This window comes from Candidatus Manganitrophus noduliformans, assembly GCF_012184425.1.
GTDB lineage: Bacteria > Nitrospirota > Nitrospiria > SBBL01 > Manganitrophaceae > Manganitrophus > Manganitrophus noduliformans.
The window spans coordinates 19,978-40,886 of sequence record NZ_VTOW01000010.1 but is presented as its reverse complement, the minus strand read 5'-3'; the positions used below and the strand labels follow the sequence as shown (position 1 = coordinate 40,886).

The 20,909-nt window shown below is 59.4% G+C and carries 16 protein-coding genes; 9 read left to right on the top strand and 7 right to left on the bottom strand.

All coding sequences use genetic code 11. The features are described 5' to 3' along the window. Window positions 1-4: 4 nt before the first annotated feature. Genes MNODULE_RS23670 through MNODULE_RS23645 form a run of 6 tightly spaced genes read right to left on the bottom strand, consistent with a single transcriptional unit; the run spans window position 5 to window position 8,261 of the window. On the bottom strand, window positions 5-1,021 hold the full coding sequence (locus MNODULE_RS23670; protein WP_168063674.1) for an ATP-binding cassette domain-containing protein: 1,017 nt from the start codon (window positions 1,019-1,021) through the stop codon (window positions 5-7). A 7-nt stretch (window positions 1,022-1,028) separates the two neighbouring features. Beyond that, window positions 1,029-4,133, bottom strand: a complete 3,105-nt coding sequence (locus tag MNODULE_RS23665; protein WP_168063673.1) for an efflux RND transporter permease subunit — start codon at window positions 4,131-4,133, stop codon at window positions 1,029-1,031. Then, window positions 4,130-5,329, bottom strand: coding sequence for an efflux RND transporter periplasmic adaptor subunit (locus MNODULE_RS23660; RefSeq protein WP_168063672.1), 1,200 nt, complete (start codon window positions 5,327-5,329; stop codon window positions 4,130-4,132). Before MNODULE_RS23660 ends, MNODULE_RS23665 begins: the two co-directional genes overlap by 4 nt. Then, complete coding sequence (locus tag MNODULE_RS23655; protein WP_168063671.1) at window positions 5,326-6,672, bottom strand: TolC family protein; 1,347 nt, start codon at window positions 6,670-6,672, stop codon at window positions 5,326-5,328. Before MNODULE_RS23655 ends, MNODULE_RS23660 begins: the two co-directional genes overlap by 4 nt. Before the next feature lie 6 nt (window positions 6,673-6,678). Next, window positions 6,679-7,605, bottom strand: coding sequence for an HlyD family secretion protein (locus MNODULE_RS23650; protein WP_168063670.1), 927 nt, complete (start codon window positions 7,603-7,605; stop codon window positions 6,679-6,681). 26 nt (window positions 7,606-7,631) lie between these two features. After that, window positions 7,632-8,261, bottom strand: a complete 630-nt coding sequence (locus tag MNODULE_RS23645) for a TetR/AcrR family transcriptional regulator (RefSeq protein ID WP_168063669.1) — start codon at window positions 8,259-8,261, stop codon at window positions 7,632-7,634. A gap of 139 nt (window positions 8,262-8,400) precedes the next feature. Here MNODULE_RS23645 and MNODULE_RS23640 point away from each other — a divergent pair, with 139 nt between their 5' ends. After that, on the top strand, window positions 8,401-9,813 hold the full coding sequence (locus MNODULE_RS23640) for a lytic transglycosylase domain-containing protein (protein WP_168063668.1): 1,413 nt from the start codon (window positions 8,401-8,403) through the stop codon (window positions 9,811-9,813). Window positions 9,814-9,846: 33 nt separating this feature from the next. Here the strand turns inward: MNODULE_RS23640 and MNODULE_RS23635 are convergent, their stop codons facing one another. Further along, a complete protein-coding gene (locus MNODULE_RS23635) occupies window positions 9,847-10,683 on the bottom strand; it encodes a tetratricopeptide repeat protein (RefSeq protein WP_168063667.1) in 837 nt (278 codons plus the stop codon). Between the two features lie 288 nt (window positions 10,684-10,971). Here MNODULE_RS23635 and mrtJ point away from each other — a divergent pair, with 288 nt between their 5' ends. The 8 genes from mrtJ (at window position 10,972) to MNODULE_RS23595 (ending at window position 20,891) form a co-directional block, all read left to right on the top strand. Beyond that, window positions 10,972-11,445, top strand: coding sequence for a JDVT-CTERM system glutamic-type intramembrane protease MrtJ (gene mrtJ, locus MNODULE_RS23630; protein ID WP_168063666.1), 474 nt, complete (start codon window positions 10,972-10,974; stop codon window positions 11,443-11,445). 96 nt (window positions 11,446-11,541) lie between these two features. Beyond that, window positions 11,542-12,363, top strand: coding sequence for an NAD(+)/NADH kinase (locus MNODULE_RS23625; protein WP_168063665.1), 822 nt, complete (start codon window positions 11,542-11,544; stop codon window positions 12,361-12,363). Then, the gene (locus tag MNODULE_RS23620; protein ID WP_168063664.1) at window positions 12,363-13,508 is read left to right on the top strand and encodes a ligand-binding sensor domain-containing protein; all 1,146 of its coding nucleotides are present in this window, start codon (window positions 12,363-12,365) and stop codon (window positions 13,506-13,508) included. The genes MNODULE_RS23625 and MNODULE_RS23620 overlap by 1 nt, the downstream gene beginning before the upstream one ends. Before the next feature lie 37 nt (window positions 13,509-13,545). Beyond that, window positions 13,546-13,797, top strand: coding sequence for a hypothetical protein (locus MNODULE_RS23615; protein ID WP_168063663.1), 252 nt, complete (start codon window positions 13,546-13,548; stop codon window positions 13,795-13,797). A gap of 293 nt (window positions 13,798-14,090) precedes the next feature. After that, window positions 14,091-17,825 (top strand): FAD-dependent oxidoreductase, encoded by a 3,735-nt coding sequence (locus MNODULE_RS23610; RefSeq protein WP_168063662.1) that lies wholly within the window; start codon window positions 14,091-14,093, stop codon window positions 17,823-17,825. Between the two features lie 206 nt (window positions 17,826-18,031). Beyond that, on the top strand, window positions 18,032-19,183 hold the full coding sequence (locus MNODULE_RS23605; RefSeq protein ID WP_168063661.1) for a Re/Si-specific NAD(P)(+) transhydrogenase subunit alpha: 1,152 nt from the start codon (window positions 18,032-18,034) through the stop codon (window positions 19,181-19,183). Between the two features lie 10 nt (window positions 19,184-19,193). Then, window positions 19,194-19,475, top strand: a complete 282-nt coding sequence (locus MNODULE_RS23600; RefSeq protein WP_168063660.1) for an NAD(P) transhydrogenase subunit alpha part 2 — start codon at window positions 19,194-19,196, stop codon at window positions 19,473-19,475. 9 nt (window positions 19,476-19,484) lie between these two features. Then, complete coding sequence (locus tag MNODULE_RS23595; RefSeq protein ID WP_168063659.1) at window positions 19,485-20,891, top strand: NAD(P)(+) transhydrogenase (Re/Si-specific) subunit beta; 1,407 nt, start codon at window positions 19,485-19,487, stop codon at window positions 20,889-20,891. Window positions 20,892-20,909 lie beyond the last annotated feature (18 nt).

Sequence of the window (20,909 nt, the reverse complement as noted above, 5' to 3'; positions counted from 1 at the left end):
ACGATCACCTTCCCCATCTTCTCGGCACGCCGGCGCCGATGAAGTAGCTGACTTTTTTGGTATCTTCGGCGCGGATCGATCGGCCGGTGTAGTGGATGAAGACATCCTCCAGCGTCTGCTGTTTGACGCTGATGGATTGGACCTTCACCCCCTGCTTCCGGATCACCTCCATCAAAATCGGGACCGACTGGGCTCCCTGATCGGCAAAGACGCGGAGCAATCCCTCTTCAACGACGACCTTGTGCACGGAAGGAAGCGATTCGAGAGAGGCCGGCAGGCCTTCCCGCTCTCCATCGATGGAGATCTCGATGATGTCGCTCCCGGGGATCTTCTTTTTTAAATTCTCCGGGCTGTCCATCACGACGATTTTTCCGGCGTCGATGATCGCGATTCGGTCGCAGAGCAGATCGGCCTCGTCCATATAATGGGTCGTCAAAAAGATCGTCAGGTTTTCGTTCTTTCGAAACTGTTGTAAAAGGTCCCAGACGACCCGGCGCGACTGCGGATCGAGCCCGATCGTCGGCTCATCGAGAAAGAGAATCTTCGGCCGATGAATTAACCCGCGCGCGATCTCCAGCCGGCGGCGCATCCCGCCGGAGTAGGCGGCGACGAGATCGTCCGCCCGCTCCGTCAGGCCGACCCGATCGAGAAGGTCCCCGATCCGCTCGCGCCGCTCTTTGTCGGAAACCTGATAGTACTTTCCATAAATGTCGAGGTTCTCCCGGCCGGTCAAATCGAGATCGGTCGTCATCGCCTGGGAGACGACACCGATCGACCGGCGGACCGCGTCGGGCCGTTTCGCCACATCGTGCCCGGCGACGATCGCCTCCCCCTCCGTCGGGTGGATCAACCCGGTCAAGATCCGGATGAGGGTCGTCTTGCCGGCGCCGTTGGGACCGAGCGACCCGAAACATTCGCCGAACGGCACGGTCAAATCGATATGATCGAGCGCGTTGAATGCGTCGTATCGCTTCACCAGGTTTTTGACGACGATCGCATTGGAAGGTTCGTCTTGAATCACGGATGATCTACTCCATCAACTTCGGCTTGGGTTCAACCGGCCCGACCGCCCGTCCCCGGCTCCGCCATCCTTGGACCTTCACGGCCATCCGATCGGCCACGACATAAAACGCCGGGACCACGAAAAGACTGAGCACGGTGGAGACGATCAGCCCGCCGATGACCGCCATCGCCATCGGGGAGCGGACCTCCGAGCCCGAGCCGAGGGCCAGCGCCGCCGGAACGGCCGCCATCATGGTCGCCACCGACGTCATCAAAATGGGCCGCAGCCGGACGGGTCCAGCGCGAAGCATCGCCGTTGCGGCGTCGAGCCCCCCTTCTTCCCGGATCTGAAGGGCGTAGTCCACCAGGATAATCGAGTTTTTCTTGACGATTCCCATCAAAAGGAGAAGCCCGATCATGCTGAAGATGTTCAAGCTTTTTCCGGCAATCAAAAGCGCGATGGCGGCGCCGGCGATCGAAAGGGGAAGGATCGTCAGAACGGTCACCGGGTGGAGAAGCGAGTTGAACTGCGACGCCAGGATCATATACGCCACCACGACCCCCAACAAGATCGCGAAAACCAGGCTCCCCATCGATTCCTGGAATGCCACACTCGCCCCCCCCAATACCGCATGGTATCCGATCGGCAACTCCTTGGAGAGCTGCTTCACGAGGGTGAGCGCTTCGTCCTGAGAGCGGCCCGGCGCGACATTGGCGAAAAAGGTGATCGCCCGCTCCCGATCGCTCCGTGTGATCGCCTGGAGGGCGGGACGCTCCTCATAGGTGACCAGCGAGGAGAGCGGAATCAGCTCGTCGGAGGCGCTTCGAACCCGGAGCCGCGACAGATCCTCCGGGCGCGAGCGCTGATCGGCCAGCAGCCGAAGCCGGACGTCGATGCGCCGCCCCTCGGTGCTGTACCTTCCAACCCGGAGCCCGCCGACCATCGCATTGATCGTCTGTGCCACCTTCTCGACCGAAATCCCCAGGTCGGCCGCGCGGGCCCGGTCGGGCGAAATCCGCAATTCCGGCATCCCGACCTGATAATCGCTGTCGAGATCGATCACCGCGCCGCTCGCCGAAAGCTTCCGCTCGATCTCCCGGCTCACCTCGACCAAACGGTCCCAATCGGGCCCCCGGACCGAAAACTCCACCGGGAAACCCCGCTGCGCCGTGAAGCCCTGCTGCGAGAGATCCTGGACGACCGCCCGCACCCCCGGATAAGAGTTGATCTCCTTTCGGATCACCGCGGCGAATTCCGCCTGGCTGAGGTCGCGCTCCCTGGGAGGAACCAAGGTGACGAACATGACGCCGGTATTGACGCTGCCGCCCCCGAATCCGCCGACGATCGCATAGGCCCGGGCCACTTCCGGCCGGGCGTTCATGAAGGCCTCGGCCCGATGGAAAATTCGATCGGTCTCGGCCAGGTTGGACCCGACCGCGGTTTGAAGTCGGACCAGCAGACGACTCTGATCCTGCGAAGGGACGAACTCTTTCGGCAATCGGGTCAGCACCAGGAACGAGCCGGCGAAAAGGACCGCCGCCAGACAAAGGATGGCTACCGGCCACCTCAGCCCGCGCGCGAGCAGCCCGCTGTAGGCGTGGGCGAGCCACTCGAATCCACGATCGCCCCACTGCCCGAGCCGGCTCCGCCCCTCCCGCGAGGTGGAGAGAAACTGGGCGCAGCGGGCCGGCGCCAGGGTGATCGCCTCCAGATAAGAAAGCATCACCGCCACGCTGAGGGTGACGCCGAACTGGAGGAAGAACCGGCCGATGACCCCCTTCATGAAAATCACCGGAATGAAGATGGCGATAACCGCCAGGGTCGCCGCCAGCGCGGCGAACTTGATCTGCTCCGTCCCCTCCCGCGACGCGCGGACCCGGTCTTTCCCCTCTTCCGAATGGCGGAAGATGTTCTCCAGAATCATGATCGCGTCGTCGACGACGATCCCGACGGCGAGCGAAAGGGCCAGCAACGTAAAGGTGTTCAGGGTGAATCCGAGGAAGTAGATCGTGGCGATCGTTCCCAACAGCGACATCGGAATGGCGAGGACGACGTTCAGGGTGCTCGACAGGGAGCCGAGAAAGAGCCAGCAGACGACCGCCGTCAGGATCACCGCCATCACCAGCTCGAACTCGACCTCATGGACCGACTCTTCGATGAATCGGGTGGAGTCGAAGTTGACCCCCAATTCCATCCCTTCCGGGAGGGTCGGCCGCAGCTCTTCCATCGCCTGCCGGATCCCCCGGGCAAGCGCGACGGCATTCGCCCCCCGTTGTTTCTTGATCCCGAGCCCCTGCGCAGGTGCCCCCGCGACGCGCGAGAGCCGGCGGATATCCTCGAAGCCGTCCTCCACCAGCGCGACGTCTTCCAGATAGACGGGGGCCTCTTTGGTGTTGCCGACCACGATCCGGCGGAAGGTGGAAAGATCGAGCGCCTCCCCCAGAATCCGGACGTTCACCTCGCGCCCCTCGGTCTCGATTCGCCCCGCGGGAAGCTCGACATGCTCCCGCTGAAGCGCCTCGATGACGTCGGTCACCGTCAGCCCCTTTTCATCGAGCCGGGTCGCGTCGAGCCAGACGCGGATGTTCCGCTCAACGAATCCCCCCATGATGATCTCGCCGATCCCGGGGACGGTCTGCAGTTTTTCCTTCAGCCGATAGCGGGCGAAATCGCTTAAGACCCGCGGCGGAAAAGGGCCGGAGAGGCCGACCCACATGATCGGCTGATCTTCCGGGTTGGTCTTTGAAATAACCGGAGGATCGATGTCTTCCGGCAGGCGCCGTTGGGCCTGGGAGACCTTGGACTGGACATCCTGCATCGCCAGATCGACATTCCGGGCGAGGTCGAGCTCCACCGTGATATTCCCCCCGCCCTGTCGCGACGAAGAGGTGATCGACCGGACCCCTTCCACCTGAACGACCGCCTCTTCAAGGATCTCGATCACGTCGTGCTCGACCACTTCGGGGGCGGCCCCTTCCCAGGTCACGTTGATCGAGAGGGTCGGGAAGTCGACGTCGGGGAATTGGCTGATGCCGATCCGAGTCGCCGCAATCCCGCCGAAGACGACGGTGGCGGCCATCAACATCCAGGCGAAAACGGGCTTTTTGATGCAGATGTCGGTGAGATTCATCGCTGCTCCCCTCCGCGATTCGGATCGGCGGGGGTGCCGCCCCCTTGCTCCGGTGTCGATGTCGGTCCGCCGGAGGGAGTTTCCTCCTTCTCGGCGATCCGAACCTGCGCCCCTTCTCGGAGCGCCTCCGCGCCCCGGATGACGAGCACCTCACCCGGTTGAACGCCGGATCGGACCTCGACGCGGCCTTCGGCCGTCCGCATCCCCAGGGTGAGGACCCGTTCTTTAGCAATTCCCTCTTCCACCACGAAAGCAAGGAAACCCTTCTCGCTGGGACGGATCGCCGTCTGCGGGATCACCGGGGTCTCCGCCGTGACTTCCAATGGGATGCGGACCTCGGCAAAAGTCCCCGGCCGCAACTCCTTTCGGTTCGGATCATTCACTTCGCCCGTCACCGCGACCATGCGCGAGGCCGGATCGGCCGAACCGGCCACATGGGTCAACACCGCCGAATAGACTCGCTGACTCCCCCGAACGGTAAAGCGGGCCGACATCCCGGGACGAAGCGCCGCCGAATCTTGCTCCGGCACGCGGAAACGAAGCAGGAGCGGCTCCCGTCGAATCAACGTGGCCAATACTTTTCCGGGCTGGACATACTCTCCGGTTTGAACGGTGCGGGTCTGAATGATGCCGACGACCGGGGCCTTGGTAAAGGCGTCCCGGAGGTTGAGCTCGGCGATCTCCAGCGCGGCGCGCGCTTGGGAGAGCTCCGCCGAAGCGGTCTGAACGCGGGTCCGAAAGGTCTCGATCTCTTCCCCGATGATCAGCCCCGGATTTTTCTCATTCACCGCCTCCCGGCGGGCCAACGCCGCCTCGGCATCGACCTTCGCCGCTTCGGCCTTATCTAACACGGCGCGGGCCGATTCGACCGCCAACCGGAATCGATCCGGCTCGATCTCAGCAAGAATTTTGTCCGCCTTGACCGTCTCTCCTTCGCTGAAGTGAACCCGTTCGATCACGCCGGCGACGCGCGCCGTGACCTGAACCGTTTCGAATGCTTCAACCGACCCGACCGCGGTCACCTGATATTCGACCCGGCGGCTCTCGATCTTCTCGGTCTCGACCGGAAAGGCGACCGGCGGTTTTCCTCCCTGCCGTCCTTTGGCCGTAGAAGAGCCGGCATTGTCGGCGCACGCCGTCGCCGTCAAAATCAACGTAAGGAGCAACAGGGCCAAGATCGGGTTTTCAGACCTCACGGGGTCACCTCCATTCCAAAGGGATCGAATCCAAGGGCGGCCCGCAGATTCAGATGCGAAAGCCCCTGTCCGTAACGGGCCTGCACCAGGGCGACTTCCGCGACAAAACGCTGAAGATTGGCGTCGGCCACCTCGAGGGCGCTTGCCAGCCCCTGGCCGTAGAGAACAGCGACCTCCTCCGCATTCCGCTCCCCCATCTGAGCCGCCGTGGCCGCCTGCCGGGTCGCCGTCCGGTTGCTCTCCAGGTCGACGAGGGCGCGGTGGACATCGAGTGCCACCCGACGCCGCGTCGCCTCCACTTCCAATGCCGAACTTCGGGCCAGGGCATTTCGCTCGGCCCGATCGGCCTGCCGCTCTCCGCCGTCGTACAACAGCCAGGTCAGATTCAGCCCGATCAGCCACTCGCGGCTTCGGCTCTCGGCGTCGGAACCGGCCTCTTGTTGAAACTGTCCGGTCAGCCCCAAGATCGGGATGATCCTCCGAGACGGCTCCTCTGCAAAGGCGCGCAGCGCCTCGGTCTGCTCATGACCAGCGGCAAGATCGAGCCGGCGCGTCTGCGCCTCCGCGATCAACCGTCCCGGTTCGGCCATCTGGGGAGGGTTCAGCAACGCGTCGGGGATCACCAACGCTCCCCGAATCTCGGAGACGATCAAGAACCCCAGCTGCAGACGGGCCAGTTCGGCCTCTCCGCGGGCCAACGTCGCTTCCCTCTCCGCGTTGGCCAGCTCCAGTTCGGCCCGGGTGACGTCGTTCGAGCTGACGAGTTTCGCCTCAAAACGGACCCGGGTGTCTTCGAGCGTCTCCCGGGCGAAGGCCTCCCTCCGCTCCGCAGCCGCTTGGACCTGTTCGACGCCGAGCGTTCTTAAGAAAGCATCGGCCGCCTCAAACGCCAGAAGACGTTTATCCTCCTCGGTGCTGAAGCGGGCCGCGACATGCTCGTGTTTGGCCTGACTATAAAGCGGAAAAGCCCGCGCATCGAAGAGAGGGAGGTTCAATGTAATCGTCCCCAACAAAGACTCGGGATCCCGATCGAACCGGCTCCCGTCGTCTTCGCCGTCGTCAAAACCGCTTCGAGAATATCCACCGGTGGCGGTGAGATCGGGGAAAAAGAAAGCGCGCGCTTTTTTCACCCGGGCCGCCGCCGCCGCGAGCTGCGCGTCGGCGATTTCTGTCCGTTCGTTCCGTGTGAGAGCGAGCCGAACCGCCTCTTCGATCGTCAGCCCTTCTTCTTGGGCCGAGGCCGCATCGATCGAAGAAAATCCGAAAAGGCTCATCAGAGAAAAAACCACCCAAAACCTCCCGCCGGCGCTCAAGCCGGCCGCTCCCATCCGCCGAAGCTGCATCCTTTGCTACTTCTCCATCTCGTTAACGAAAATTCGCACCCTCGCCGTCATCCCCGGCTTCAACAGCCCCTCCGGAGAGAGGGCGCGGACCTTCACGCGAAAGGTCTTGATGTCCTGCCTTCCCCGGGTGACATCGCGCTGCGTCGCAAATCCCCCCTCCGCCCCGACCTCGGAGACCTTTCCCTCAAACACCCGATTCGGAAGAGAGCCGACGAAAATCTCCGCACGCGCGCCGATCCGCACTTTCCCGACCTCTCCCTCTTCCAGGTTGACCCGCGCCCAAACCGAATTCGGATCGATCAACGTCAGGATCGTCGCCCCCGGCGAGACCATCTCCCCGGCTTCGAATGCTTTTAAGGTCACCACCCCTCCGATGGGAGCATGAATCTCCGTCTCTTTTAACCGGATCTCAACAAGGTTGAGATTGGCCTGCCGCTGTTTTAGCTCCGCCGCCGCCGATCGCGCTTCCGCCTCCGCCGCCTTCAACTCCGCGCCGGCCAATTCCAGCCGGGTCCGGGCGCTGTCCCAGTCGGAATCGGAGACCAATCCCTCCTGACGGAGGGACGACAGACGATCGATGTTCCGCCGGGCGTCTTCCAGCGTCGCTTTTGCCTTTTCGATCTGGGCCCGCGCGTTGACCAGGCCCGCCTCCCCCCGCTGGACGTTCGCCTCCGCTTGGGCCACCTGGGCCGCGATCTCCCGCTCGTCAAGACGAACCGCCACGGCATTCACCGGAACGGGATCTCCCTCCTCGTAGGGAAGGGCCTCGATCCGCTCGGCGATCTTCGAGCTGAGATGCAACTCCGTCGCCTCAATGATCCCGACCCGCTCGATGTAGTCCGATTCAGGCGGCTTTCTGAAAAAAGGAAAGGCGGCAAAAGAGAGAACCAACGTGAGCAGAATGAAGAGGACGACCATCGTGCGGGTTTTCATCAGGGCTTGTCCCGGGATCGGCGGTTTTAATTCTCACACTTTTTGATGCCGCGAAGGAATACATCGATCAAACACTTCAAAAAATGCTCCGGCGGAACGTCGGTGACGGTCTTGCCGAGCAAGATCTCTTGAAACAGAAAAAAGGCGACGAGCGATCCGCTGAACTGGCGGGCCAGCAAAACCGGCTCCATCTCGCGGATCTCCCCCCGCTCCATCCGCTTCTTGAGGAAGGCGCCGAAGCGGAGCATGTTGTTTTCGTAGATCAGTTTCGGAATGAAGTAGTCTTTATCCTTCTCGAAAAGACGGGCCTCCGCCAGCATGAGGGTGAAGATCTCTTTGCGATTCCGGAGGTTCTCCAACAGGTGGGCGCCGATCTTCAAAACCGCTTCCTCGATCGGCAACGACTCGACCTGATCGATCTGCTCGAAGACCACGCCGTCGCAGACCGATCCCTGAACGATGGCCTTGAGTAGGTCTTTCTTCCCCTGAAAGTAATGATAGATAAGACCTTCCGTAATCCCGGCCTCCCGGGCGATGTCGCGGATGCTCGTGGCATCGTATCCATTTTCCGAGAAAAGCCGGAGGCTGACCTCCAGAAGCTCTTTTCTACGGCGCTCCGCTTTGTCCGACCGGGATGTTTGAGGTTTGGCAGGCATAATGACCCAATTTACTAAACGTTTACTCAGTAGTCAAGTGAATGTTATTTATTTGACAAAAAGGAAGAAAAAAGTATTATATGCTTGAGGCTGAGGCATTTCCGGATGTCTCTTATTTTCTTTATAAAATGGAGCCAAGATGAGTCGAACAGAAGGATCTCCTCTCCGGTTCGTTTTTTTCTTATCCGCTTTTTTTTATATCTATTCAATCGCTTCGATTGTAAATGCCTCTCTCGAAACAGGCCATCCTTCTTCCGTCGATTTGGTCAGCTCGACTTCGGACTCGACTTCGGAGGAAGGAACCGCCGCTCCCCCCGACCGATCGACCCCTCTTGAAGAGATCGAAGAAGAGGAGCACCTCCCCGAAGACTTTTTTGATCTTCTGACGTTGGAGCTTCCCCCGGATACGCTCCCTTTTTCCATGCAGACGATCATGGCGGATCCGTCCGACCCCTCGATCACCTACGATGTCCCGATGGTCTTTAACGAGCTGGTCAACGATTACATCATCTTTTTCCAGACCCGGTTGAGAGATAAATTCGAGCTCTGGCTCGCGCGCTCCGGCCAATATACCACGCTGATGCGGGACATTCTGCGGGAGCATCAACTCCCCGAAGACCTGGTCTTTCTTTCTCTGATCGAAAGCGGATTTAACCCGAAGGCCTTCTCCAGAGCAAAAGCGGCCGGTCCCTGGCAATTCATTCAAGGCACCGGGAAAAAGTATGGGTTGAGAATCGATCAGTGGATCGATGAACGGAGGGATCCGGTCAAATCGACCGTCGCCGCCGCGAAATATCTCAGAGATCTCTACGGGCTGTTCGGATCGTGGCCCCTCTCAATGGCTTCCTACAACGCGGGAGAGGGAAGGATTATGCGCGCCATGGCCCGAACAAAGGCGGAAGATTTTTGGGAACTAAAACAATCGCACCACATCCGTCTTGAGACGAAGAACTATGTTCCGAAATACATGGCGGCGACGATGATTGCGAGGAACCCGCAGAAATATGGATTCTCCGTCGAATATCTTCCCCCCTTCACTTACGACGAGGTGGAAATTCCGAAAGCGACGGCGCTGAGGACGATCGCAAAGGCGGCGGGGGTCACGGTGGCCGAGATTAAGACGTACAATCCGGAATTGAAAAAAGAGACCACCCCGCCCGGCTACCCCCGCTACCGCCTGAAGCTCCCGACCGGAACGCGCGAAACATTCCTGGCGAACTTTTCCCCGAATTCAAAAAGAGAACCGATGTTGGGCGAGGGCCAGCGGCATCGCATTTCCAGGGGAGAAACGGTCAGTTCCATCGCCCGGATGTATGAGGTCAGCATCGAAAGCCTGCTTCTGGCGAACGGACTGAACAGAAAGAGCACCATCCGGGCGGGGGACTATCTGACCATTCCGACGGAAAAACACCGCATTTCAAGAGGAGAAACCCTCAGCTCGATCGCGCGAAAGTACGACGTCAGCGTCGGAAGCCTTCTGCGGGCCAATCAGTTGAGAAGAAACAGCATGATTCAGGCGGGGCACTACCTGATCATCCCCACCGAAGACTGACCTTCTATATTCTACAGACCGATCCGTTCCCCGTTATTTCTTTCCGGTTTCCGCGGGGGCGGATGCTCCCGCCGGGGGAGTCGATCGTTCTGCCGGTTCCGTTCCGGAAGGGGCCGGCGTCGATGCGGTCGGGGGATTCAGGAGATCCATCCGGACTTTCGCTTCAACCCCCCAGGGAGACTTTTCGAAATCCTCCGAAACCTTTTTGTAGATCTCGACCGCCTCGTTCTTTTTATTGCTCATTTCCAAGGCGCGCGCCAATTCAAAACCGGCCTGGTCTCTGCTGTTGCCCCCTTCCGCTTCATACGAGGCGCGGAAGTGTTTCAACGCCGATTCGGGATTTCCTTTTTTCTGGTAGAGATACCCCAGCTTCAGATGAGCCAAGGAGGCGAGGTTTTTTTGATCGGCGTTTTTTTCCAGGAAAGCGAGATAGCGTTTCTCCGCCGCATCGTAATCCTTGAGTTCAAAATAGACGTTGCCGCTCTCATACAACGCCATCCGCGCCACGTCGGTCCGAGGATGTTTTTCCACGATTTCATCGTAGAGGCTGGCCGATTTTTTCAACCGCTCCGTCTTGTCCATGATGTCCGGCTCGGGCTCCGGCTTTCCTTCCTCGATCGGCTGCGGAAGCGGCGGGGGCTCATGGAAGAGCCGGAACGCCTCCGCTTCAATCGCGGCGGCTTTTTTCTCGGCCTGTTGGTTCAGGAACCAACCGGTGATGAAGACGGCGATGAGGGCAAGCGCGATGCCGATTCCCCCCCAGATCCATTTTGGGTTGGATCGGACCTGCTCGACCAGCTCCTCCGATCGGGTGACCAGGCGAAGCGGCGCTTCATCCCTCTTCTTTTGAACTCGAATTTTATGGGGCATTAAAAGACTCCTTTGATCAAAACCGAGCTATCCTATGAAAACGGGGAGCGATTGTCAAGTAAACGGTGGACGAAACGAAGGACTTTCCGACTTTATCGCGGAGTCGCCCGAGGCGGCCCATTTATTGACAAGCGCGAGGGCCCGTGGTACCTTGCCATTTCATTCCCGCTGATTTTACCATGAAACCCTCGAAAACGTCGCGTGATCCGATGAAGAAAGAAGAAACCGCTCCATCCGCTTCGCACACGCGTGCGGATCAAAACTCGCCACCGAAACATCTCCTTCACCATGCGTAAACTCATTCATGAAATCGGTCTCGATATCTTCACCCCCTTCTATAAAGATCCCCCCTTTCTCCTCGCCCTCGGCGCAGGAGGTTTCTTTTGGCTTCTTCTCGCTCAGGTTCAGCCGCTCACGCCGATGGCGCCGCGTCAGATCTTCTCGACCCCCTTTTTATTCCTGGTCGTTTGGCAGCCCTGGTTTGAAGAGATCCTTTTTCGCGGTTTCCTCCAGGGAACGTGGGCCGACCACCCCCGGGGAAAGCGCTCCTTTTTTGGTATCACCGGCGCAAATGCGCTGGTCTCGCTTTTATTTACGATCATGCATTTCTGGACCCACCCTCCCCTCTGGGCCGTCTCCGTTTTTTTCCCCTCCCTCCTATTCGGATACTTTCGGGATCGCTACGGAAGCCTCTACCCTTCGATCTTCCTCCATATGTTTTACAATGGGGGATATTTTTTTCTGACGGGACTCCCCGCTTGACGGGAGAGCGGCCTTTTTGTTGACAAAGAAACCAGGGGCGTATAGAATCGGACTCGCTCTGATTTACTCATTTTTTCACTGAAATCACACGATCTCATGAAAACAATCGGCATCGTCTTAAAGCCCGATCATCCCAAAGGGAAGGCCGTCCTTGAGAAGCTGATCCCCTGGCTTCAGCAACAGGGAAAAGAAGCCCTCATGATCGATGTCGCCAAGAAAACCATCCCGCGCTCCCTCGACATGCTCATCGTCCTCGGGGGAGACGGAACCCTCCTCTCGGCGGCGCGATTGGTGGAAGCGCTCGATATCCCGATCCTCGGAGTGAACCTCGGCAGCCTCGGTTTTTTGACGGAGGTCACTCTGGATGAGCTCTATCCGACCCTCGAGAAAATTTTCAAAAACCAGTATGTCCTCGACCCGCGCTTGATGCTCAAATCGTTTATCCGGCGCGGTGGGAAAGAGATCCCTCAACCGCGGGTCTTAAATGATATCGTCGTCGGCCATGGAACGCTGGCGAAGCTGATCAAGCTGGAGATCACCATCAACAACCAATTCGTCACCGCGCTGCGGGCCGATGGTCTGATCATCGCCACCGCCACCGGCTCCACCGCTTATTCGCTCTCCTCCGGCGGGCCGATCGTTCACCCATCTGTCGATGCCGTCATTCTCACCCCGATCTCCCCCCATATGCTGACCAATCGTCCGATTATCATTCCTTCTAGCGTGGCGGTCGATGTTGTTTTGAAAACCGCCGAGAAGGGCCCCCACGTCACGGTCGACGGGCAAGAGATCTTTCCCCTGGAAGAAAACGACATCGTCCATATCGAGGCCTCGGAGCGGCGGCTGAAATTAATCCAATCCCCCCATCGGAATTATTATCAGGTCCTCCGGCAAAAATTGAAATGGGGAGAGGGATAATGCCCGATCGCAACGGATCGCTCCAGACGGCCGCTTTCCTCCGCCGGGTTGTATTTCTTTCCGCGACCCTTCTCCTTTTGGCCGCCGGGATCGGCCGGGGGCAGCCCCTTCCCCCCCCCGAAGCGGCCTCCCTCTGGACCGGCTGGCAGATCGGCCAGGTGGTAATCCGGGCGTTGGCCGTCCAAGGGGATGAGGTTTGGATCGGGACGTCGAACGGCCTGATCCGATTCAATCGGAAAAGCGAGACGCATCAGATCTACAATACGAAGTCGGGGCTCCTGTCGAACGTGGTCGTCTCGATTCGCTTCGATTCGAAAGGGTCCGCTTGGATCGGCACCTACGGCGGCGGGCTGAGCCGGTTCGACGGCGGCGCGTGGGAGCACTTTACCCCCTATGGACGGGGCCCGAAGACGTATGGCCCCGAGTGGGTCCTGTACAATCCGAAAAACGGATTGGGGGACCTCTGGGTGTATGACCTCCTCTTCGAGCCGAACGGAACGATGTGGGTCGCCACCTGGAAAGGGGCGAGCCGCTTCGACGGAAAAGGTTTTGTGACCTATACGATGGACGACGGCTTGGTCGATAAGTGGGTCTATACGATCGAGCGCGAGCCCTCCGGAGTCCTCTGGTTCGGCACCGAGGGAGGGGTGAACCGGTTCGACGGAAAAACGATGAAGGGATGGACCCACCGCGACGGTCTCGGCGCCGCGGTGGGGAATTCGAAAGCGCGTCCGCCGTCCGGCGATGAATATGAAGAGGGACCGGCGCATCACCAGCAAGACCGAAAAGAAAATCAAGAGGCCAACCCCAATTATGTCATCTCCTCGGCGATCGACGGCGAAGGGACCAAATGGTTCGGGACCTGGGGGGGAGGGCTTTCTCGTTTCGACGGAAAGCGCTTCAAAAACTACACGACCGCCGACGGTCTGGCGGGAAACATCGTCAACGCCATCGAGATCGACAAACAAGGGGTGATGTGGATCGGCACCAATAAGGGGGTCAGCCGGTTCGACGGGAAGAGCTTCAAAAACTTTAACACGATGAGCGGCCTTTTAGGAGATTACGTCTATTCGATTGCGATCGACCCCGACGGGAACAAATGGTTCGGGACCTTCGGCGGGGTCAGCCGATATTCGGGAAGGTGAGAAACAGGCCGCTTCAGGAGCAAAGGAGGGAATGGAGATGGACGAAGTCGAGGCAGGACGGGCAAAGTTTCTGGAAGTTCTCAAAAAGATCGATCCGAAAGCCGAAGGGGTGATTCCGGTTCGCTCGACAAACAACAATTTCCTCATCTCCCTCTCAAAAGGAAACGCGAGGAAGTTCATCACCGTAACGGAAGACGATCTGATCGACATGGTGGATGATGATTTGATCTGCGAAGGGGTCGAAACCCAAATCAGGGAAGCGCTGGAGGCAATGAGAAAGTCGGGATGACGCTTCAACCATCGCGCCCTTTCGTTCCGATTGGAAAAAGCCCTTGTTAAACCGATGAGAAAATCCTCAGTTAGGACAGGCATTCTCGCCCTTATTTAATTCTCCGATCTCTGCGTCTCCTTCAACCGATGATCGCTTGGCGAGGGGCAACGACTCCGCCCTTTTCCAGGCGCACCTTGAACGATCGCATGACATCATGGGAATCCGCATAGAACAATGAGGTGGTAGAATGTTTATCACCCATGAAAAACAGTATCCATTTCACAATTCGTTAGGAGGGATCGACTCAGAATATGAATACGTTGTCTCTTGGGATCGAAGGATGGAGTTACGCCGACCTCTATGATCCCCTTCGGCTGAAGGAACTGGCGGAAATGTTTTACCGATCGGTTGAAGCGTCCGATCCCGATCTCGGCCGAAGCTACGCGGCATACCGTGAAAGCGGGGGAAAAGAGATCTCCCCCGTCGACGAATCGAACCTGATCGTGGCGCTCGCTCCCCACCTGGACCGATTCGTCTCGCGCCTCTTTCGAATCGAGCCGGCCCTCTCCGTAGAAGTACAACGGGCCGAGGCTGAAAAGCCGATTTTCGACTTCAAGCGCGATTTCGTGATCAAGCGGGCGTTGAAAGCAATCCCTTCTTCCGCCGTGGCGGAGTTCGACCTCAAAAAGCTCGATCGTCAGATGGAGATCTTGGAAGCGGTCATCGCCCCCCAGGTGCAAGGAGACCGCGAGCGGTCGATCGCCGTCGCCGCGGTTCAGTTGATGGAGATCGAGCGGGATCTGATCCGAAAGGCCAAAGGGCAGCAGCAGGTCGACGCCGAGCCGGGCCGGAAGCGGCTCGCCGAAATCTGCGACCTGCTCCGGAGCGATCCGGCGCGCCGCCCGTTTTTTGAAGACCGTCTTCCTTCCCCCTCTGCACTCGATTCAATCCCGACGGCGGCCGAAGCGGCCACGCGCCTCCTTCAGATTCCGGAGCAGTGGGTCGCCCTCCATGCCCATCGGCCCGATGCGAAGGCCCGCGTCAAAGAGTGGGTCTCGTTCCGTTTCCCGGAGAAGATCGACTTCATGCATCTGGTGGAGACCCGCCCGATCAAAGAAGATCTCCCCGAAGCGATCCAGGGACCGGAAGAGCACCGGCGACGGCGGGACGGGTTCGTTCTGACCGACCCCCGTTTCGATCTCCGGCAGGTCTTCAACGAGGTCCACTACTGCATCTTCTGCCATGAGCGGGAGAAAGATTCCTGCTCCAAAGGCTTCATCGAGAAGGACGGAAAAATCAGAGAGAACCCCCTCGGCATCCCCCTGACCGGCTGCCCGCTCGATGAGAAGATCTCGGAAGCCCAGCTGCTGAAGCGGGACGGCGCGACGATCGGGGCGCTCGCGACGATGATGATCGACAATCCGACGATCCCCGCCACCGGCCACCGGATCTGCAACGATTGCATGAAGGGATGCGTCTATCAAAAACAGGAGCCGGTCAACATCCCCCAGATCGAGACCCGAATGCTCACCGACTGTCTCGATCTGCCGTGGGGCTTTGAAATCTACAACCTTCTCACCCGCTGGAATCCGCTCAACGTAAAGCGCCCCTATCCCCTCCCCTTCCACGGGAAAACGGTCCTGGTCGTCGGAATGGGTCCGGCCGGTTTCACCCTGGCCCAGTATCTCCTGAATGAAGGATTCGGCGTCCTCGGAATCGACGGCTTGAAGATCGAGCCGCTTCCGAAGGAATGGGTCGGCAATGGAAGCGCTCCTCCCAAACCGATCGAGTGGGTCTCCGAAATTTACGAATCGCTCGACGAGAGGATCATGGCCGGATTCGGCGGGGTCGCGGAGTACGGCATCACCGTCCGGTGGGACAAAAACTTTTTGAAGCTGATCTACCTCTCCCTCGTCCGAAACGCCCACTTCCGGGTCTACGGCGGGGTCCGGTTCGGCGGGACCTTGACGATCGAGGACGCCTGGCGGCTCGGCATCGACCACATCGCCGTCGCCACCGGGGCGGGACGCCCGACCATCGTCGAAATGAAAAATAATTTGATCCGCGGGGTCCGAAAGGCGAGCGACTTCCTGATGGCGCTCCAGCTGACCGGCGCGGCCAAGCGGAGCAGCATGGCGAACCTTCAGGTGCGGCTGCCGGCGATCGTGATCGGCGGGGGCTTGACCGCGACCGATACCGCGACGGAGCTGATGGCCTACTATCCGCTGCAGGTGGAAAAGATCCGGGAGCGTTACGAGGCCCTCCGCCGGGAGTTCGGCGATGAGCAGATCTGGTCGATGTACGACGCGGAGGAAAAAGAGATCTTGGAAGAGTTCCTCACCCACGCAGAAGAATGCCGGCGCGAACGGGCGCGGGCCGCCGAGGCGAGGGAAGAGCCCGACTTCACCCCGTTGGTCCGGTCTTGGGGCGGGGTCTCAATTCTCTATCGAAAGAGCCTGTCCGACTCCCCGGCTTATCGGCTGAATCATGAAGAAATCGTCAAGTCGTTCGAAGAGGGGATCTTTTTCGTCGAGAACATGAGCCCGGTGGAGTGTGTTCCCGACGCACACGGCGCCGTCAAGGAAGTCACCTTCGAGCGTCAGAAAAAAGACGAGAAGGGAAAGTGGCGCGGCTCGGGTGAGATCATCCCCTTCCCGGCGCGGAGCGTCTTCGTGGCGGCCGGGACCTCTCCCAACATCATCTACGAGAAAGAATGGCCCGGAACTTTCCAGCTCGACAAGAAGAACAAGTTTTTCCAGAAATACGAGCCGAAGTGGAACGGAAAGCCCGAGCCGGAGCTGATTCAAATTGAAGGATGGGATACCGTCGCCACCGACGTCCCGAGCCTCTTCACCTCCTATCAGAACGAAGGGCGCTACATCACTTTCTACGGAGACAATCACCCGATCTATGCCGGGAACGTCGTCAAGGCGATGGCGTCGGCGAAGAAGGGCTATCCCTACGTCGTCAAACTCTTCGAGAAAGAGATCGCCGCGATCGATCCCGCCAAACAGCCGGCGCGTGAAACGCAATTCATGACGCTGGCGCAGACCCTTGAGGAAAGCTGCATGCCCCGCGTCCACCAGGTGAACCGACTCACCCCGACGATCGTCGAGGTGGTGGTGAAGGCCCCCTTGCAGGCGCAGAAGTTCGAGCCGGGCCAGTTCTACCGTCTTCAGAACTATGAAATCGAATCACCCGTCATCGAAGGAACCCGTTTGTCGATGGAGGGAATCGCCCTCACCGGCGCCTGGGTCGATAAAGAGGCGGGGCTTCTTTCATTGATCGCCCTGGAGCTCGGCCACTCCACCCGTCTCTGCGCCGCCCTGCGGATCGGCGAGCCGGTGGTCGTGATGGGACCGACCGGCTGCCCCACCCATATTCCGGAGGGGGGTGAGACGGTCGTCTTGGCGGGGGGAGGCCTCGGCAACGCCGTCCTCTTCTCCATCGGAAAAGCGCTCCGCGCCAAGGGAAACAAGGTCATCTACTTCGCCGGCTACAAAAATGGAGCCGATGTTTTCAAAATGGACGACATCGAGATGGCTTCCGATGTCATCGTCTGGAGCTCGGACATCGCCCCGGCGACGCAGCCCCGGCGGCCTCAGGATAAAAATTTCGTCGGAAACATTCTCCAGGCGATGCAAGCCTACGGCGAGGGAAAGCTGGGCGAAACGGCCGTTCCCCTTCGCGACGCCGACCGGATCATCGCCATCGGCTCCGATCGGATGATGGCGGCGGTCAGCCGGGCCCGCCATACCGTCCTGAAATCTTATTTCAGGGAAAACCACACGGCGATCGCCTCGATCAACTCCACCATGCAGTGCATGATGAAGGAGGTCTGCGCCCAGTGCCTGCAGCGGCAGATCGATCCCAAAACCGGCGCGCAGCTCGAGCCGGTCTTCACCTGCTACAACCAGGACCAGAAGATGGACGAAGTCGATTTCCCGAATTTGAATGCCCGCCTCAAACAGAATTCCGTCCAGGAAAAACTGACGAATTTATGGCTCGATTACCTGCTGAAGAAAAAACCGCTCCACCGAGTTTAATTCCGAAATTTCCCCTATGGGAGGCCTTCTAAAAGTGAAGGCCTCCCTTCGATTCTTCCTCTTTTTAACCCCGAAACCGGATCCGAGACGTTGCAACTAGAAGTCCCATCCCCTATCGACCTTGTTGATAATGCTTGACGAGAGACTTTTAGGCTGTGTATAAATAGCTATTTGCGTTTTCCCAACCCCTCACTGAGGAAGCGACGATGAAGGTAGCGATCCCTAAGGAAATTCTGGCCGGAGAGCGGCGGGTGGCCGCGACTCCCGAGACGGTCGACAAAATGGTCAAAGCGGGACTGGAGGTCTGGGTCGAATCGGATGCCGGCGCGGCAGCCATGTTCCCCAACGCCGACTACGAAAAAGTCGGCGCCAAAATCGCCTCCGACGCCGCCGCGGTGTATACGGATGCCGATCTTATTTTCAAAATCCAGCGACCGCTTCAAAACGAAAAGCTTGGAAAACACGAGACCGAGATGATGAAGGAGGGGGCGATCCTGACCTCCCTGCTTCAACCGTTGAATTATCCCGAGACGGTTCAACGGCTCGCCGCCCGAAAGGTGACGGCCCTCGCCGCCGATCTTATTCCGAGAATCACCCGCGCCCAACGGATGGACGTCTTAAGCTCGATGGCGAGCATCGCCGGTTACAAGGCGGTTCTTTTGGCGGCCGCCGCATTCGGAAAGATGGTCCCCATGATGACCACCGCCGCGGGGACCCTTCCCCCCGCGAAAGCCCTGATCATCGGGGCCGGGGTCGCCGGGCTGCAAGCCATCGCCACCGCAAAGCGCCTCGGGGCGACGGTTGAAGCCTTCGACACCCGCCCGGCGGTGAAGGAGCAGGTTAAGAGCCTCGGGGCCGAATTCGTCGAGCTCGACCTCGGCCATGAACAGTCGGAAGACGCGGGAGGATATGCCAAGGAGCTCTCCGCGGAATTCTACAAAAAAGAAAAAGAGCTGATCCATCAGCATGTCAAAGGGGCCGACCTCGTCATTACGACCGCATTGATCCCCGGCAAGAAGGCCCCCCTCCTGATCACGGCCGACATGGTCAAAGAGATGAAAAAGGGATCGGTCATTATCGATATGTCGGTGGAGCAGGGGGGAAACTGCGAGCTGAGCCGGATCGGCCAGGAGGTCGTCGAGCAGGGGGTGACGATCATCGGCGCGACCAACCTTGCGAGCACCGTCCCGGTGCATGCCAGCCAGATGTACGCCAAAAACATGTTCAATTTTCTCTCTCTTTTCTACGCCAACAAAACCCTCAAGCTTGACGTCAACGACGAAATCATCAAAGGATCGATGGTGACCCATCAAGGAGAGGTGGTCCATCCCGTCGTAAAGCAGGCGATGGGCAAATAGGAGATATGCAATGGAGTTATTGACCTCGATCACCATTTTCGTTCTGGCAACGTTCCTCGGCTATGAAGTGATCCTTCGGGTTCCGCCGCTGCTTCACACCCCGCTGATGTCGGGATCGAACGCGATCTCCGGAATCACGGTGGTCGGCGCCATCATTGCCGCCGGAACGGAACAAACCGATCTTTCAACCATCCTCGGCTTTCTGGCGGTGATCTTCGCGACCATCAACGTGGTCGGCGGGTTCATGGTGACCGACCGGATGCTGAAGATGTTCAGAAAGCAAGAGCAATAAGGAGGGGGTGTGGCTACTTATCTCATTGAAATTCTCTATATCATTGCTTCGGTCCTTTTCATCCTTGGGCTGAAATATCTGAGTGGGCCGACCACCGCCAAGCGGGGGATGTTTCTCGCGCAGATCGCAATGCTGTTGGCGATCGTCGGGACCCTTCTCCAAAGGGAGGTCGTCAGCTTCACCTGGATCATCGCCGGAATCGTGATCGGCAGCGCGATCGGAGCGGTCCTGGCGACAAAGATCCAGATGACCGCGATGCCGCAGATGGTCGCCCTCCTCAACGGCTTCGGGGGGATCGCCTCCGCCTTCGTCGGGGGCGCGGAGTATCTTCGGACCATGCCGGAGATCAACGCGGCCGGAATGCTCACGATCGGCCTCACCGTCTTGATCGGCGCCGTCACCCTGACCGGCAGCGTGATCGCCTTCGCCAAACTGCAAGAGCTGATGCGCGGCGCCCCCGTCGTCTTCCCGGGCCAGAACGCCTTGAATGCGGTGCTCGGGGTCGCCTCCCTCGGTCTGCTCGTTTATCTGATCGTCTCGCCGGGAAGCCTTCCGGCGTTTATCGCCCTTTCGATTCTCGCGGCCGCGCTCGGCGTCCTCGTCGTCCTCCCGATCGGGGGGGCCGATATGCCGGTCGTGATCTCCCTGCTCAACTCTTATTCGGGAATCGCGGCGGCGGCGAGCGGCTTCGTCCTTCACAACGATGTCTTGATCATCAGCGGGGCGCTGGTCGGCTCTTCGGGAATCATTCTCTCGAACCTGATGTGCAAAGCGATGAACCGCTCTTTGACCAACGTTCTCTTCGGCGCCTTCGGACAGGTCCAGGCCCCCGCCCCGGCGGCCCCCGGCGCCCAGGGCGCCCCCGCCGAGAAGCCGAAGGTCTGGAGCGGCAGCCCGAAAGAAGCCGCCGAGGCCTTCAAGGCGGCGAAGCAGGTGATCATGGTCCCCGGCTACGGAATGGCGGTCGCCCAGGCGCAGCATGCCGTTCGGGAATTGGCCAACCTTCTTGAGAGAGAGGGGAAAACGGTCAAATATGCGATCCATCCGGTCGCCGGACGGATGCCCGGCCATATGAATGTTCTTCTGGCCGAGGCGAACGTCCCCTACGACCAGCTCATCGACATGGACGACATCAATCCCGAATTTCCGCAGACCCAGGTCTCGCTGGTCCTCGGCGCGAACGACGTCGTCAACCCGGCCGCGAAGACCGATCCGAGCAGCCCGATTTACGGCATGCCGATTCTGGACGTGGAAAACTCCGAGACGGTCATTGTCATCAAGCGGAGCATGAACCCCGGCTTCGCTGGAATCGACAATGCCCTCTTCTACCGTCCCAACACGATGATGGTTTTCGGGGACGCCAAGGGAACCGTGGAAAAGATCACGGCGGCGCTGAAGGAGCTGGTGGCCGCTTAAAACACCGTCTCAATCTTT

Coding starts and splice junctions, on each gene's coding strand:
- MNODULE_RS23665 (WP_168063673.1), bottom strand. CDS start 4,133: ATGAATCTCACCGACATCTGCATCAAAAAGCCCGTTTTCGCCTGGATG.
- MNODULE_RS23655 (WP_168063671.1), bottom strand. CDS start 6,672: ATGCAGCTTCGGCGGATGGGAGCGGCCGGCTTGAGCGCCGGCGGGAGG.
- MNODULE_RS23650 (WP_168063670.1), bottom strand. CDS start 7,605: ATGAAAACCCGCACGATGGTCGTCCTCTTCATTCTGCTCACGTTGGTT.
- MNODULE_RS23645 (WP_168063669.1), bottom strand. CDS start 8,261: ATGCCTGCCAAACCTCAAACATCCCGGTCGGACAAAGCGGAGCGCCGT.
- MNODULE_RS23640 (WP_168063668.1), top strand. CDS start 8,401: ATGAGTCGAACAGAAGGATCTCCTCTCCGGTTCGTTTTTTTCTTATCC.
- MNODULE_RS23635 (WP_168063667.1), bottom strand. CDS start 10,683: ATGCCCCATAAAATTCGAGTTCAAAAGAAGAGGGATGAAGCGCCGCTT.
- mrtJ (WP_168063666.1), top strand. CDS start 10,972: ATGCGTAAACTCATTCATGAAATCGGTCTCGATATCTTCACCCCCTTC.
- MNODULE_RS23625 (WP_168063665.1), top strand. CDS start 11,542: ATGAAAACAATCGGCATCGTCTTAAAGCCCGATCATCCCAAAGGGAAG.
- MNODULE_RS23620 (WP_168063664.1), top strand. CDS start 12,363: ATGCCCGATCGCAACGGATCGCTCCAGACGGCCGCTTTCCTCCGCCGG.
- MNODULE_RS23615 (WP_168063663.1), top strand. CDS start 13,546: ATGGACGAAGTCGAGGCAGGACGGGCAAAGTTTCTGGAAGTTCTCAAA.
- MNODULE_RS23610 (WP_168063662.1), top strand. CDS start 14,091: ATGAATACGTTGTCTCTTGGGATCGAAGGATGGAGTTACGCCGACCTC.
- MNODULE_RS23605 (WP_168063661.1), top strand. CDS start 18,032: ATGAAGGTAGCGATCCCTAAGGAAATTCTGGCCGGAGAGCGGCGGGTG.
- MNODULE_RS23600 (WP_168063660.1), top strand. CDS start 19,194: ATGGAGTTATTGACCTCGATCACCATTTTCGTTCTGGCAACGTTCCTC.